This is a genomic window from Streptomyces sp. NPDC020742, assembly GCF_040641675.1.
GTDB lineage: Bacteria > Actinomycetota > Actinomycetes > Streptomycetales > Streptomycetaceae > Streptomyces.
Genome location: NZ_JBFAEA010000013.1, coordinates 73,743 through 88,747 on the forward strand (window position 1 = coordinate 73,743; position 15,005 = coordinate 88,747).

Here is a 15,005-nt window from a genome sequence, read left to right on the forward strand (position 1 = left end):
CTATGGACGGTATCGACGGCCGCATCCCACCAAGCGCCCGCGAGATCACCACCGGCCAGGCCAACCGCGTCTGGTCGGTGGAAGGACCGACGCCGTACATCCTCAAGCACTACGGCGACCCGAGCCGTGCCGCCAACGAAGCCGCCGCTCTCCGGCTCCTGACCAGCCACCGTGCCCCATGCCCACAGCTGCTCGCCGCTTCCAGCGGCAGCAGCACCCCTCCATGGACCGCACAGGCCGTACTACACGCGAAGCCTGTGCCCATCAACCGGTTCCTGGTAGACCTCGCCGAGCCGCTGGCCGCCATCCACCGCATCCCCGGCACACACTTCGGCCGCCTCGCCGGCGCTCGACAGCACCACAGCTGGACCGACTACCTCCACGACCGCCTGCGCACATACGCGGCAGCCGCCCCGGCCGTACGCGCCGTGGCCCGGCTCCTCCACCAAGAAGTCGACGCCAGCGACAACGCCATCCAGCCGGTGCTGCTCCATCACGACCTGCAGCCGGGCCACCTCCTTCGCGAACCCGCCGGTTCACGACTGCTCATCGACTGGGAGCTGGCTATCTTCGGGGACCATCGGTCCGATCTCGCTCGCCTCGCCGTACGCCTCGACGTCGACGACCCCACGCCCGTGCTCGCTCTTGTCAGTCGCCCCGACGCCACGGCCGAAGGCCGACTCCATCTGTACTGGCGCATCCACCTGCTCGCCGACGCCGCACTGAGCACAGACCGCGTCGTACGGGAACGCGCAGCCAGGAGGCTACTCAGGTGGAGGTGAGCACGGCATCCTCGCCACCGGGGCGGGGCGGGGCGGGGCGGGGCGGGGCGGGGAGCCGAGGCCGAAGCGTCCTTCACGGCTCCAAGCCCCAGTCACGCGGGGATGCCCACTTGCGTGCGCCCCGTAGTCCGCACGTAGCTTCCGATGCCGATGTGTACAGATCACACAGACAGTGAGGCAAGTAGATTGAAACCGAAAACCAAGACAACGAAGGGCGTGTTACGGGATCTCGCGCAGCTGTCGAGCGTGGCCGTTCAGTCGAATGCGGCGTTGGCCGGCAGTGTCGAGACAGCTGTGGCGAGAGATGACAAGAGGCGCGCGGAGAAGGGGACCTCGGTCCGCCGGAAGAGCGGCCTGGATGCCTTGCCGCGAGCAGAAATCGGGCACTCGATAGAGCTGGCTCCATGGCACGTACTGCATGATCTCGCCCAGGCCCTCTCCCTCTCTCGGCAAGGTGCTGGTCGCGGCCTTGCTGAACATTGGGGAGGCCTCAAGTACAGCCAGGCACTCGATCCCGTGTCCGACAGCTACATGCAGTTGTCCACCGAAGCGAAAGGCATAGCCCGGGACTACAAGCGCCTGCAGTCGCGAGAACTGGGCCAGGGTTTCTCCGTTGCCCTGGCAAGGGAGATCCTTGGGCGGCGCTATCCGGACCGTTTCGTTTCCCTCGTTAGCGCGGACATTGTCATGCGCGCTGGGTGGTCTAAGGCATCGGCCAGGTACCCGTACCGACCTGACTTCTTCGCAGAGGTCTGGAAACCTGGTGAACCGTCGCGTGTCTTCCCGATCGCGAGCGCAGGGCACCATGGCAGTCCCAAGTTCTCCCACACCCAACTCGCGGCGCGCTCAGCTCACGTCGAGGCCATGCACATCGGCGCATGGAACGAAACACCGTGCCTTGTGTTCAGCACCGAGTTACCGTCTAAAGGGCCGCTCACAGTGCACGCTCTGCATGCGTGTGGAGAGGGCGGGTGGCTATACGACTCGCCTGAACACCCACTGCGGAGTTTGAACAGCACCGCCGAGAACAGGAACATCGTGCCAGGGATCCAGATCCCCGCCCCTAGTGACGACGCTCCCTCGTCCGAACCCGGCTTTCATGTCCAGGGCAACGACTGTGCATGGTTCCAGCATGTCGTAGCCCGGACGGTGACCGCCGGAGTAGCTGCCTTCGCGGGCGATGGCGCCACCGTCGCTCGCTACCTCACCTCCGATCAGGGAAGCCGGCGCTATGACACCGGTATTGCTCATGCGGCAGCAGGGAGTGTCCAAGACTCGGAGTACAAGTTGCTCGGCATCCCATTTGTCGGCACAGATCACGTGTTCCGACTGAACAACAAGCGTGTAGAGGCATTTTCCGGAGTCGCAGCCGATCTCTTCTCGCTCCTCTCCGCAGGGGAGGTCGAGGAATACCGAGAAGAAATTTATGGCAGACGCGGAACCTGGCCAGAACAAACGTGGGATCCGAAGTGGGGAGGGCCCGTTTCGGTGCGAGAGGACGGAACCGTCCTGGCAATGCGTCTACTGCGACTGAGGAAGAGCCCGCCAACCGAGGAAACCTCGGCGTAGCTTGCTCACAAGCTGGCAAGAGATGGAGGGAGCCCTGGTGCAGTCCCAGTGCTCCTCCATCCCGTTCTGGCTCAGCGGCCTGCCAGTGGATTCAGGCGCCCGACACAGTTCCCTGTCCCGGGCGGTGACGTGCGACAGAAGCAGGCGTTGGTCGTTGCGCAGGGCTGTTGGAGTTTCGGCTTCGCCCACCATTCGCGCGTGCCTGCGGATGGGGCGTAGCAGGGGGTGCTGCCGCTGTTGCCGCGAGATCGTTCAGCGTGGCGTTCACCACCGGCCAGCACATGTCGAGCGTGTCGCGGTTCGGGCTGTGTCCGGTCCGTTTCTCCGCCAGGGGATGGACGAGATTCCTGTAGTGCCGGACAAGCTCCGAGGCCAGTTTGGCATCGTGTTCGATCCATTTGTTCTCGTACGCGAAGTCCACGAAGTCATTCAGCCCCATTTTCCCCAACGGCTTCCGCATGCGTTCGCCTGCAGCGCGGACCTGCGCGGCATGCGCGAGCACACCCTCCAGGAGGCTGCCCAGCATGATGACCGCTGACGTGTAGGCGCCGTGCTCGTAGCAGGTGCGCGCCTCGTCCAGCCGGAGTTGCACGGTGGCGGCGAGTACCGGGTCGCTCACCACCTCCGTCACGGAGACCTTCAGCTCGACACGCGGCAGCTGCCGCACTTCGTCCTCGAAGCCGGCTTCGCAGCGGACGAGGGTCGGCTGGCCTCCGTCCTCGCCGATCCGGCGTCCGTCGAGCACGAGTATCTCGTTGAGCCGCTTCAGCGCGACGTGGTACTCCTTCTGCTGGTTGTAGTACTCAAGACGGTTCGCCAGGCGCAGGATTGCGCGCTCGGCGTCGTCCGTGCCGTCCTCCTGCCGTTCCCTGAGGAGTTCCCGGGCCCACTTGTGCCTCGGCGTACCGTCGTACTCCGGAACGTCGTCCCAGCCCGCCCGCTGGAAGAACGCGGCTATCTCGTACCCCTTGCGGTAGAGCAGCGGCGGCTCGTCCCCGCAGATCAGGTGGGCAATCTCCGTCAGCGTGCTGTCGTCGAAGACTTCGCTCATGTCAGGCTCCTTCGGGAGAGACGGACGCATCCTCATCGAGCATGGCGTCGAGTTCGTCGGTGGTGTCATCGGCGTCGTCGATGTCGACCGGGGTCCAGGTGCTCCCCGCGTTACCCGGTGCTTCCTCGGTGACTCCGGGACGGATTCCCAGGGCGTCGAGACGCTTCCACAACGGGGCCAGCGAATCCTCCGGGGACAGGGCGAACTCGCTGCTGCGCACACGCCAGAACTGCCAGCGTGCCCTGCGCAGTTCGCGCTCCCGCTCGTAGTCCTCACGAATCTGGTCAGGGTTGGAGTGATACGGGCTGCCGTCGCACTCCACGGCGAGACGGCCCGCCTCTCCGACGACGACGAGGTCGATGCGTTTGCCGCTGATCTTCCACTGCGGGACGACGTGGTAGCCGCGTTCCTTGATCCTTCGGAAAACCCGCTGCTCGAAGAGGGACTCGAACGGCTTGCACGGCTCGTCGGGCGAGACGGCGGAGAGGCTGGGAGAGGTGCCCTGGAGTTCCGGCGGCGCTTGCATATAGGTGAGCAAAGAGTGGCGCAGGTCCCTGCTGCGCAGCTGGTCCGGTGTGACGGAGGTGAACAGCCACATCTGGTCGCGCGCCCGGCTGGCGGCCACGTTGAACCGCCTTCCGTCCCCCTGGCCGGTCAGGGCTCGGGTGTGGCCGGCGTCGATGACCAGCGAGAGCAGGATGACGTCCCGTTCGTCGCCCTGGAACTGTTCGGCTGTGCCGACACGTATGTTGTGCCGCTCACGGATCGCGGGGTCGATCCGCGTGTCGATTAGATTTTCCAACAGCCTCGCCTGGTGTCCAGAACGGAGCACGATGACGCCGAAACTTCGTTTCGCGTACGCGTCGTCCTCCGCGAGTTCCTGCAACGTGGCGACGATGCGTTCTGCCTCGGGCCTGTTGACCAGGGTGTCTCCCCGTCCCTCGCAGTGGCCCTCATGGACATGGACGACTTCGAGGGGCCGTAGCCGATCCGCTCCGTACTGCCGCAACGGCACGAGTTCGTTGTCGGGGTAGAACTGAGTGGAGGACCAATTGATGATCTCCGGCATGCACCGGAAGTGCTCGGTAAGCCGGATCGTCTCGGTAAAACGGGCGGACAACAGGGCGTAGAGGTTGGACTTGGGGCTGAGCCCGTCCCGCTGCCAGTCGATGAGATGAGGCAGGAGTGAGTCGAGGAGTTCGTCGAACCGCTCATGCTTGCCACCCGTGTAGAACGGGACACACTGCTTGTCGTCACCCACGACGATGATCCTCGGAGCGAGCCATAGCAGCATCAGCCCGTCCAGTCCGACCTGGCTCGCCTCGTCCACGATGACGACGTCGAAGGCGTCTGGCTCGGGAACAATCATTTCGGCGACCTGCTTGATCGGCATGACCCAGGCCGGGACCGCGGCACGCGCCTCACGCATCGCGGAACGGGCGTTCTTCAGATGCCGCTTGCCGAGTTTCGTCATTCCCTTGCCTGCATGCGCCATGGCCGACGCATAGGCGCTCAGTGCCTGCTTCTGCCCGACCGTCATCCGATCCAGGCAGTGGTACAGCGCTCTGTTGGCCGCCAGTTGGGTCACCGTGTTCCGCAACTGAGTCTCGACAGCTTCCAGTTCACCTTCCAGCCGGGCTTCCTTGCCAGGTGTCAGCATCGTGTCCTGGAAGGCGCGTGCTCGCCGCCATGCCCAGGCTCCGTCCAAGTTCACGAGGCGGGCCTCCCAGGCCGCCTCGGTCGGAGACTCGGCGAAACTCCGGGCCAGTTCGGGGTGGTCCTCGGACATTCGGTCCAGGAGTTTGCGGGCCTCCCGGCGATCGGCCTCACGGTGGTATGCCTCGGTCAGTGAGTCGATCGCGGACGTGTACGCCCGCGGATCACGGGCGGTAACAGCCCGGTGCACCTGCGCCAGTTCGGCCACTCCGCGGGCATCGGGCCGCGGCAACTGCTCGGCGATGTACCGCAGCCGTTCCTCCGCCTCACGGGCACGGAGCAGTCGTTCCGCACCGTTCGCCGACGTACGGACATCATCCCACTGCTGTTCCGTCCGCACCGTGGCCTTGATCCGGGCCTTGAGCAGGACGTCGTGCAGCGTACGTACGGAGTGGGTAAATCCGTCCACCGCGCGCAGCGTCGGTACTCGGTCCAGCAGCTCCGACAGAGCCACCTGTGTGGGGCCCCCGGCCGCGGGCGCGCCAACGCTCTGCCAGCGCTCGTTCAGCTGCCGGACGCACTGGCGTGCCGCCAGATGGGCCACCACCGCGGAGATCTCGTCCGGCGTGCTGGGCAGTCGCCCGTCCACCCTGCAGTTCCGCAGAAGGACTTGGGCTTCCTTCTGGACCGGCCTCTGAGCCAGCTTGCGCAGCTTGCCGCCGCCGCGGAGGTACTGCTCGAGGTCCTTCCCGGCGGCGATGAGACGCGATTCCTCGGCAAACGACACGTCAGGTACGTCGAGCACGGCGAAGGGCATGTGCTGAAACGCGCTCTGCACGTCCTCGGCGCGGGCGGACGACTGACGTACTCCCTCCCACAACTGCTGCCGCCGGCCTGCCATTCCGTCTCGCAGAGCCTGCGTGGTCCACTCCTCGGGCGGCCAGGCGGAGGGGTCGCCCGGCAGTCCCTCGCTCTGCAGCGCGTGTTCCGCCGCGTCCAGCAGCCCGACCAGCTCCATGATCAGCTCACTGCCCTGGTCGGCGAGTTCAAGGGCGAGCGAGTCGGACGCGGCTCCGGCGCAGGCGCGTACAGCGGCGTCCAGGGCATTGACCGCCTCCTCGAACAGCACGGGCGCGACGAAGTCCGCGGGGTCCGGGCAGCGGGCAGCATGCTCGCCCAGCACGCCGGCCCCGTGCCGGGACACCAGCCCCAGCAGGCGCTGGGCCTCGTCCTGGCTCAGCGACGGTTCTCGCGGTGCCGAGGCCGGCAGGGCGGGCATCCAGTCGTGCTCCGGTGCACCGGCAGCGACGGTCTCCACGATCTCCGCGAGCCTCCCCTTGTATCCGGGTGCCACGTCGAGGTGTTCGTACCACTCCGCCTCACGTATGGCGCGAAGTTCGTCACGGAGCCGCGCGCGGGTGTCCGACAGCTCCGAGCGCAGCGCCTCATGGGCCTTGATCCTTACGCCGAGACGCTCCGTCGACTGAGTGGCACTGAGCTGGGAGAGCGCGCGCACGGACTGTTCCAGGTCGTCGCTGCCGTCCTGGCGCCGGTCGCCCTGGAGGACGCACAGGCTGCGCAGCTCTGGGGGTAGTTGCTGCCGCAGGACCTTCAGCGCCTGGCCCTTCTCACTCGTCACGAGCACCCGCTTCCCGTCTGCCAGCAAGGCGCACACGAGGTTGGCGATGGTGTGCGTCTTTCCGGTGCCGGGTGGTCCCTGAACGACGACGCCGGTATCGGTCTGCAGGCGCCTCAGCACCTCCCGCTGGGCTTCGTTCGACAGCAGCGGGAACAGTGGGTCGGGGCCGAGGGCGGGCGGCACCTCACGGCCCCCTGCCGTACCCCACGCCCTGCGGTCCTCCGCTTCCAGCCGGTACAGCAGCTGGGCCAGGCCCAGGGGAGCGATGGCATCGGGCTGGGCGAGGCGGTTCGCGATGCCGTCGTAGAAGTTCACGAGGGCGCCCTGGCCCCGCTGACGGAGAATGATCGCCGGCGCGAACCCGAGCGTGGGCACCGGCAGCGTCGGGTCGGCTGACGGGCGGCCCCAGCCACGGTGGAATGCCACCGCGCGATCGGTGCCGAACGCTCTCTCCGACCAGTCACCGAGCAGGTCCTGGGAGTCACGGGACAGCGGATGGAATCCTGCTGCGTCGACCCGGTCCCGCAGCGGGCTCAGCAGACGGGTGCTGTAGCCCTGGTCCGCGTCGAGGAACCCGCTGTCCTCCATCCGTGCGGGGTCGCCGGGTGCGAGGGCGACGGTGATGGACATACTGGTGGAATTCACGGTGAGTATCAGTGGCGCCGTCAAAATGTGCCGGGAGATACGCGCCGACGGGCGTGCGGCTCCGATGGTCAGCAATCCGGCGCCCAGTACCGCTTCGTATTCCTCTCCGTCCTGCTGAAGCCTGGTCGCCATTCGGTACAGCTGCTGATAGAGATCGCGGTATGGCCGGTCAGCGCGCTCTTTTGCCGACCACTTGCGCCACGCGTCGAGCCATCGCGCGTAGGCACGCAGCACGTCGTGCGCTTCTTCCCGGGGGATCTCGGAGACCTCGAACAGGTCGCCTTTCTCGTCCTCCTCCCAGCCCTGACCGGGTCCCGACTCTGCCAGCGGTGGTGCTTCGGGCGTCGCGGTGACGGCGGCTTCGGGATCGACCCACCCAGTCAGCACCTCGGGCACGACAGGAGCCGAACGGGGCGGACGGTGCGCCACCTTGAGCAGCGTGCGGTCGTCGTCCGGGTGCCGCCGGAGCCTGTCGTCCGGCAGACCAGAGAGCCAGAGGACCTCCGGGTACTTCTGCCAGTCCCGCACCGGCTTGTACGAACCCCGCACGATTTCGCGCATGTATTCGATAAGTTGGCGCGTGTGGTGCACCGCCTCAGGATTATTCGCACGGAGTGCAGAGCGAATTGACACCTATCCCCCAGATCATGGCTCGACGAAAAGCCTTCCAGGATGTGGGAGAGGAACGGTGTCTTCAACAGAGACCGGTGAGTAATGACGCAAACAAGCCACATTTCGCGAAGGTTGGCTTTAACCCAGCCAACCGTCAGGAGCGAATCCAGGTATGGCGATCACGAGCCGCCGAGTACACCAACTCGATCTTGTCCGGTCGCCAGTCAGCCTTGAGGTGTTTGAACACCGTGATGTCGCGCTCTTGGAGGACGCGCACGTCTCTGAGCGACGGCACGACCTTCAGCTCTGCCACCGCTACGAAGGCGAGCGCAGGCTGAACCTCGACGGGAAAGCCACACGCACGCGTCAGCGCAGCTGAGGCCCGCTGCGCCTCGGCTCGGCTCTTCCGCACGTAGGGGTACGACTGGCCGCCTATGCGAACAGAGTCGTCGCCCACCCAAACGCGCGCGCCTCGGTGGCACTTCGTGTTGATGCAAAAGGCCCCGCCAGGACCGATCAAGACGTGGTCGATGTCAACATCACCCGCCAGGGGTATGGAATGCAGTACTCGCCAGCCTCGCCGTACCAGCCTCTCCAGCTCTGCTCCCACCCGGCGCTCGCCGGCCAGTCCTGCGCGCCAACTGTCCGCTTCCAGGCGTCGACCGGACAGCCTGGCCAGCGCCCACCGCCAGAAGCCAGGCGTCAGCTCGTCCACCTTCATCTGCAGCGCGTCTCCCGGGCGGTTCCCGGCAAGGTCATTCTCAGGGAGCAGTGCCTTGTGCGCTACGGGCGAAGAAGAAGCAGTGAGATAGGGCGCAAGGACATCAAGTACCGCATCCCGCTGTTCCTCAACCAGAAGCGTCAGGTACCCCGTGCTGCGGTCGAGCCATGCCACCTTCTTGCCGTCCGACTGATTCACGTAGAGGCGGTCATGTCCGTAACGCTTCCATGCGGAGACCTGTAAGCCGCTCACGCGCCCCCCGTTTCGCATCCCATCCAAGACCAATGACCATGTGACCAGGAACGGAAACAGCGAGCAAGACGGCCTCGTCTCTGCGCCAAGCCGGCTGGTGGTCGAAACTAGGCGCTTCCCAGCTTTGACCGGTGAGAGGTACTGAGAGGGGGTTTTCCCAGGCAAGCGCCATATTTCGCCATGAAGCTCCAGGGCATCCCCCCGTCCCTCCCGCATTCGCTGTACGAGTGGCAGTGCCACAACTTCAACCAAGCCGCACGTGCGCATCTCCTTCATGCGTGCGCGATGCGTGAGCGGACGGTCTGGCACGAGGCGTCGTGAGCGGGACCGACTATGCAGTCACGTGGCGCTGAACAGGGGAAACGGCACCACACGGCAGCGTCGAGCACCCCCTGGCAAGGATCCGACCCCACTTGTAAAGCGAAGGTCGTCGGTTCGAATCCGACAGGGGGCTCTCGGCTTCACCCCGGATGTCCTGCAGTTTTGGGGCATCCGGGGGGCCATCGTCGCCCCCGGGGGATTCTTCCGGGGGCGTTTGCGTGAGCGGACGGCGCATCCGCCTGAGGGTTTGCCTCGGACGAGCCGGCATCGTTCGGCTTGCGTGAGCGCGGCACCAGACGGGCTGCGGCTTCGGCGATGGCCCTGTCCGTCTCCGGCAGCGGGCTCGTGTACGTGTCCGCCGTGATGGCGATGGAGGAGTGCCCGAGCACCTCCTGGATGTCCTTCAGGTCCGCGCCCGCTGGGTGAGCGAGTGTGGCGGCGCCGTGTCGCAGGCCGTGGAGTCGGACGGGCGGCAGGTCGATCTCCTCGCAGTAGCGCTGCCCCTCTGTGCCCACCGGCCATGTATGGAAGCCCGTCGGGGTACCGATGAAGCCTCGCCGGGCGCCGCGCTACCGACGGCTGAACGGCCTGCTCGGCACCTCTCTGGCGAGGTTGAACTCGTAAGTCGGCAGGGTCGGTGGTGCGGGTGTCAGGTGCGGGCTCTGATCCGCAGGACGGGGCGTCCGAGCGCGTCCGCTGGGAGGGGCAGTTCCTTCGTCGGTGGACCGGTTGCGTGGTGGCAGGGCGGTGGCGGAGCGCCCGTCCCGATGATCCGGAGGAAGGGCTTTGCCGAGCGGGTTGATGGCTGTCCACGGCACCGCGATGGGGCCCTGGTGACGTGCGATCGACGTCTGCGTTCATAGCAGGTTCTGCCCGCCTCTTACTGCGTTCGTGGCAGGTCAAGTGTCTGCGGATGGACGACGACAGCGTGGCGTCCGGATAGCACGGTGGATGGTGCCCGAGCGGCGCAACAAGCGCCGCCCGTCGAGGAGTCTGGAGCAGTCGTGGATCCTGGAGCACATCGCGAGGACGTCACCGCAACCGCTGTCCGTCGTCGGCTGCTTCGCACGGTGATCGATGTCGCGCCGGTGTTCGGGTTCACCGTGAGCTTTGCGGTCACGCACCGGCTTGCCGTGGCGTTGGCGCTGGCCATCGCGGCCGGGGCTGCCGTTTGTGTCCACCGGATGGTGCGTGGGGAACCGATCCGGCGTCCGCTCGCCGCCCTGGGGCTGATCTGCGTCGGGGGTGTGCTGGCCGCCCGCACCGGTCAGGCCACCGACTTCTTCTTGCCCAGTTTGGTCGTGCACTGCGTGATGGGTGTGGTGACGCCGGTCCTGCTGGTTCTCGGATGGCCGCCGATGGGCCTGTTGATCGGCGCGGTGACCGGAGAGCGGACCAGGTGGCGGCGTTGCCAGGTGCGCCGTCGGGCCTTCACCAAGGGGAACCTGGTGATCCTTGCCGGGCACCTGGTGATGCTGGCGATCCAGCTCCCGCTGTTCTTCTCCGGTCAGACCGTCGCCCTTGGCTCGGTCGACGTTCTTGGCCCGATCGTCCTTGCGCTGGCCGCGCTGTGGGGGTGGCGCATCTACCGCCGCGCCGTCGGTGCACACCGCTGTACCGCCCATGACCGCCCGAGCGCCGAGATCTCTCCTTGTGTGGAAAGGGATTCCTGATGGTGACCGAAGCACACGCTGATGCCAGGACGCAGCCGACGGCGCGGACCTGCCCCTTCGATCCGCCGCCGGGGTACCGCGTGCTGCGGGAGAACGATCCCGTTGCGGAGGTGACGTTGCCCGACGGCGTGCCCGGCTGGCTGGTCACCGGGTACGAGGAGGTCCGGGCGGTGCTGGCCGATCCTCGGGTCAGCTCCCGCCGCCGCCCGTTGCGGACCGGCGGCGCCACCGCGGGCGACGCGCCGATGCCGCCGCCCGCGCCGGGGATGTTCATCACAATGGATCCGCCGGAGCACACCCGGTTCAGGCGGCTGCTCACGGGCCAGTTCACCGTGCGCCGGATGCGGCAGTTGACTCCCCGGGTGGAGCGGATCGTCGCAGAACGGTTGGATGCGATGGCCGCTGCCGCGGGGCCGGTCGACCTCGTTCAAGCCTTCGCGCTGCCGGTCCCTTCGCTGGTGATCTGCGAGCTGCTCGGAGTGCCTTACACCGACCGTGAGGAGTTCCAGCGCAACTCCGCCGCACTCGTCAGACTCGACGCGAGTCCGGAGGACGTACAACAGGCCTCTCAGGCGCTCAGGCAGTTCATCCACCGCTTGGCCCTTGCCAAGCGGGACAACCCCACCGATGACATCCTCAGCGGTTTGGTGCGCTCCGGTGAGCTGACGGATGAGGAACTGACCGGAGTCGGGGTGTTGCTGCTGCTGGCCGGGCATGAGACAACGGCCAACATGATCGCGCTGGGCACCATGTGCCTGCTGCGGAACCCCGATCAGTGGGAGGCGTTGCGCGCCGATGCGTCGCTGATGGACAGCGCGGTCGAGGAACTGCTGCGCTACCTGACCATCATCCAGTTCGGCTCGCGCCGCACGGCCCTGGAGGACCTGGAGTTCGGCGGCCACCGGATCCCGGCGGGCTCCACCGTGGTGGCCTGCCTGCCCTCGGCAAACCGCGACGCAGAGTACTTCCCCGGCGACCCCGACCAGCTGGACGTACACCGGCCCTACAGCCCCCACCTGGCGTTCGGCCATGGCATCCACCAGTGCCTGGGACAACAGCTGGCCCGGGTGGAGCTGAAAGCCGCCCTGTCCGCCCTGATGGACCGGTTCCCCACGCTGCGGCTGGCGGTGCCGGTCGACCAGGTTCCGATGCGCGACGACATGCTCGTCTACGGCGTCCACGAACTGCCCGTGACCTGGTAGGCCGCCCCACCGCGGTCACCTGTCGAACAACACGAGAGGAAGTCCCCATGAAGGTCACCATTGACGAGGACAAGTGCGTGGGTGCCGGTCAGTGTGTGCTGGCCGCCGCTGAGGTCTTCGACCAGCGCGATGAGGACGGCGTTGTCGTCCTGCTCGACTCCGCCCCGCCGCAAGAGCTCCTGGCCGGCGTCGAGGACGCTGCCGCTCGCTGCCCCGCGCTGGCCATCGAGGTGGAGAAGTAGCCCTATGGGCCACATTGTTGTGGTGGGCGCCTCGGCCGCGGGCCGGACCGCGGCCGACACCCTGCGCCGCGAGGGCTTCACCGGCACGCTCACCATGGTCGGCGACGAACTGCGGCCCCCGTATGACCGGCCACCGTTGTCCAAACAGGTCCTAGCCGGCGATTGGGAACCCCACAAGGCCACCTTGCACCAAGACAGCGACATCCAACGCCTGTGGTTGCAACTGGAGTTGGGGCATCGGGCAACCGAGGTGGACCCGGTGGCACGCGCCGTCACCCTGGACGGCAGGGAACGGATCGGCTACGACGGGCTGATCGTCGCAACCGGTCTGAGGCCGCGGCGTCTGCCGTACGGCCACGACCTGGCCGGGGTGCACGTACTGCGCACCCTCGACGACACCTCACGCTGCGCGCCGAACTGCTGGGCGGGCCCCGCGTGGTGGTGATCGGCGCGGGGTTCCTCGGTAGTGAGATCGCGGCCACCGCGCGCGGCCTTGGCTTGGATGTCACCCTCGTCGATGTCGAGGCCACTCCGTTGGCCAGGCAAGTCGGGGCCGAGGCGGGTGAGTTGGTGGCACAGATGCATCGCGATTGCGGGGTTGATGTGCGCATGCGCCGCCATATCACTGGCGTGATCGGGCAGAACGGCCGGGTCGCCGCAGTGGTGCTTGATGACGGCAGTCGCCTTGCTGCCGACGTGGTCGTGGTGGCCATCGGCTCGGTACCGGCCACCGACTGGCTGACCGACTCCGGGATCCCGCTGGGGGACGGGGTGCTGTGCGATCCCACCTGCAAGGCGGCGCCAGGCGCGTACGCGGCCGGGGATGTCGCCAACTGGCCGCATTCCCTGGTCGGTGGGCGGATCCGGCTGGAACAGCGGACCAACGCCACCTTGCAGGCCGTCACCGCCGCCAAGAACCTCCTCGCCGACCCCGACGGTGCCTTGCCTTACGCCCCGATGCCGTTCGGCTGGACCGACCAGTACGACACCAAGATTCAAATCCATGGCTGGTGCCCGCCGGACGCGCATGTCGAGGTGGTCGACGGCGACCTGCGGTCCCGCAAGTTCGTCGCGCTGTACCGCACGGGCGGCCGGGTCGTCGGCGCGCTCGGCTGGAACAGCCCACGCGCCCTGCTGCGGTACCGCGGGCACATTGCCCAGCACACCGCCGTCTGACTCCGGCCCTGGCAAAAGGCACCGCCCCGACCCACTGAACGCCGGTGCTGCCCGGCACCGGAAAACCCCTACCCCCTTACACGAGGAGCTTTCGTGACCTGCCCCGCCCAGGAACCCATCCCGCTGCCCCGTGAACGTCACCACCCCCTGGAGCCCGTGCGGGAGACGACTCGCCTGCTCCGTGAGGAACCGGTACGCAAGGTCCGCTTCCCCAACGGCATCGACGCCTGGTTGATCTCCAGCCACGAGTACTTCCGCGCCGTGATGGGTGATCCACAACGGTTCAGCAGCCGCAAGGACGAGATAGAGCCGCAGATGCGTGCGGTCTCCAGGCCTCCGGTGGACAATCCCGCCGCGTTCAACCGCGCGGACGGCGAACAGCATCAGCACTACCGCCGCAAGCTGACCGGTCAGTTCATGGTCAAACGGATCGACGCGCTGCGCCCGCGCATCCAGCAGATCGTCGACGAACACCTCGACGCCGTCGCGGCGCGTCCCGCTCCGGTGGACCTGGTGAACACCTTCACTCTGCCTGTGCCGTCGCTGGTGATCGCGGAACTGCTCGGCGTGCCGTATGAGCACCGGCAGGCATTCCAGGACGCGGCGAGCAAGATGCTGGGGCTGAACCCCACAGCGGACGAAGTGCAGCAGTCCTTCGCACGACTCGCGGCAATCCTTGAGTCTGTGTTCGACGCCCGGCTGGGCGACCCCCGCGACGACCTGATCAGCCGCCTGCTGCACGAACACCCCGACCTCAGCCGCGCGGAGCTGACCTCACTGTGTGCCGGGCTGTTGATCGCCGGGCACGAGACGACCGCGAACTTCTCCGCGATGGCCATCATCACGCTGCTCCAGCACCCCGACCAGCTCGCCACGTTCACCGCTCATCCCGACAGGGCGGGCCAGGCTGTCGAGGAACTGATGCGCCGCCTCACCGGGAACTCGAGCGGCGGCGGTCTCACCCGCCGAGCAGTGGAGGACGTTGAGATCGGCGGACAGCTGATCCGCGCCGGGGACTGGGTCGCGCCGAATCTGGCTGCCGCGAACATCGACCCGGCCTTGTGCCCGCACGCCGAAGAGCTCGACCTCGACCGCACCCCCGCGCAGCACGTCGCGTTCGGCTACGGCCCGCACGCATGCCTGGGACAGAACCTCGCCCGCGCCGAGCTGGAGATCATGCTGGTCAGCCTGTTCTCCCGCTTCCCCCACCTGCGGCTGGCGGTGCCGGCGGAGGAACTGCCGTTCCGCGACGACATGCTCGTCTACGGAGTCCATTCGCTACCCGTGACCTGGTAGGCAGCCTTACGCGCCGCCGCCGCTGCCCGTTCCGCAGGCGGCGCGGTGGCGGCGCGGGGCTGCTGGGCTGCTGGGCTGCGTCAAGCGACTCGCGGGAATCGGACGGGGCGGTATCTGCGCTGGTGGTAGCCACCGCCGGCCGCCTACCGCGGGCGCGGACGGATCCGT

At 67.1% G+C, this 15,005-nt stretch carries 12 protein-coding genes; 8 read left to right on the forward strand and 4 right to left on the reverse strand.

What is annotated here, in order from left to right; translation table 11 throughout:
- Positions 1-2 precede the first annotated feature (2 nt).
- Entirely contained in the window at positions 3-782 is a 780-nt protein-coding gene (locus tag AB0G84_RS22305) for an aminoglycoside phosphotransferase family protein (RefSeq protein ID WP_361323344.1), read from the forward strand.
- 216 nt (positions 783-998) lie between these two features.
- Positions 999-2,351: a hypothetical protein gene (locus tag AB0G84_RS22310; RefSeq protein WP_361323347.1), complete on the forward strand. Its 1,353-nt coding sequence runs from the start codon at positions 999-1,001 to the stop codon at positions 2,349-2,351.
- Between the two features lie 91 nt (positions 2,352-2,442).
- On the opposite strand, the gene AB0G84_RS22315 is transcribed toward AB0G84_RS22310, so the two are convergent.
- The 4 genes from AB0G84_RS22315 to AB0G84_RS22330 all read right to left on the reverse strand — a co-directional run bounded on the left by AB0G84_RS22315 (position 2,443) and on the right by AB0G84_RS22330 (position 9,763).
- Entirely contained in the window at positions 2,443-3,402 is a 960-nt protein-coding gene (locus AB0G84_RS22315) for a hypothetical protein (RefSeq protein ID WP_361323350.1), read from the reverse strand.
- Position 3,403: 1 nt separating this feature from the next.
- Positions 3,404-7,933 (reverse strand): AAA domain-containing protein, encoded by a 4,530-nt coding sequence (locus AB0G84_RS22320; protein ID WP_361323353.1) that lies wholly within the window; start codon positions 7,931-7,933, stop codon positions 3,404-3,406.
- 175 nt (positions 7,934-8,108) lie between these two features.
- Positions 8,109-8,927, reverse strand: a complete 819-nt coding sequence (locus AB0G84_RS22325; RefSeq protein WP_361323356.1) for a nuclease-related domain-containing protein — start codon at positions 8,925-8,927, stop codon at positions 8,109-8,111.
- Between the two features lie 461 nt (positions 8,928-9,388).
- Positions 9,389-9,763, reverse strand: a complete 375-nt coding sequence (locus tag AB0G84_RS22330) for a tyrosine-type recombinase/integrase (protein ID WP_361323359.1) — start codon at positions 9,761-9,763, stop codon at positions 9,389-9,391.
- A 432-nt stretch (positions 9,764-10,195) separates the two neighbouring features.
- Between AB0G84_RS22330 and AB0G84_RS22335 the strand changes: the two genes are divergently transcribed.
- From AB0G84_RS22335 to AB0G84_RS22360, 6 genes are all read left to right on the forward strand, one after another.
- Positions 10,196-10,921: a DUF3159 domain-containing protein gene (locus tag AB0G84_RS22335; protein ID WP_361323362.1), complete on the forward strand. Its 726-nt coding sequence runs from the start codon at positions 10,196-10,198 to the stop codon at positions 10,919-10,921.
- Positions 10,921-12,123 carry a cytochrome P450 gene (locus tag AB0G84_RS22340; protein ID WP_361323365.1) on the forward strand — a complete coding sequence of 401 codons (1,203 nt, stop codon included), beginning with the start codon at positions 10,921-10,923 and terminating at the stop codon, positions 12,121-12,123. Before AB0G84_RS22335 ends, AB0G84_RS22340 begins: the two co-directional genes overlap by 1 nt.
- 47 nt (positions 12,124-12,170) lie before the next feature.
- Complete coding sequence (locus tag AB0G84_RS22345) at positions 12,171-12,365, forward strand: ferredoxin (protein ID WP_361323367.1); 195 nt, start codon at positions 12,171-12,173, stop codon at positions 12,363-12,365.
- A 4-nt stretch (positions 12,366-12,369) separates the two neighbouring features.
- A complete protein-coding gene (locus AB0G84_RS22350) occupies positions 12,370-12,810 on the forward strand; it encodes an FAD-dependent oxidoreductase (protein WP_361323370.1) in 441 nt (146 codons plus the stop codon).
- Positions 12,801-13,541, forward strand: a complete 741-nt coding sequence (locus AB0G84_RS22355; RefSeq protein ID WP_361323373.1) for an FAD-dependent oxidoreductase — start codon at positions 12,801-12,803, stop codon at positions 13,539-13,541. The genes AB0G84_RS22350 and AB0G84_RS22355 overlap by 10 nt, the downstream gene beginning before the upstream one ends.
- Before the next feature lie 231 nt (positions 13,542-13,772).
- Entirely contained in the window at positions 13,773-14,837 is a 1,065-nt protein-coding gene (locus tag AB0G84_RS22360) for a cytochrome P450 (protein ID WP_361323376.1), read from the forward strand.
- Positions 14,838-15,005 lie beyond the last annotated feature (168 nt).

Bases quoted from the DNA above. Each gene is read 5' to 3' on its own strand.
- AB0G84_RS22315 (WP_361323350.1), bottom strand. From the start codon at position 3,402: ATGAGCGAAGTCTTCGACGACAGCACGCTGACGGAGATTGCCCACCTG.
- AB0G84_RS22305 (WP_361323344.1), top strand. From the start codon at position 3: ATGGACGGTATCGACGGCCGCATCCCACCAAGCGCCCGCGAGATCACC.
- AB0G84_RS22340 (WP_361323365.1), top strand. From the start codon at position 10,921: ATGGTGACCGAAGCACACGCTGATGCCAGGACGCAGCCGACGGCGCGG.
- AB0G84_RS22350 (WP_361323370.1), top strand. From the start codon at position 12,370: ATGGGCCACATTGTTGTGGTGGGCGCCTCGGCCGCGGGCCGGACCGCG.
- AB0G84_RS22345 (WP_361323367.1), top strand. From the start codon at position 12,171: ATGAAGGTCACCATTGACGAGGACAAGTGCGTGGGTGCCGGTCAGTGT.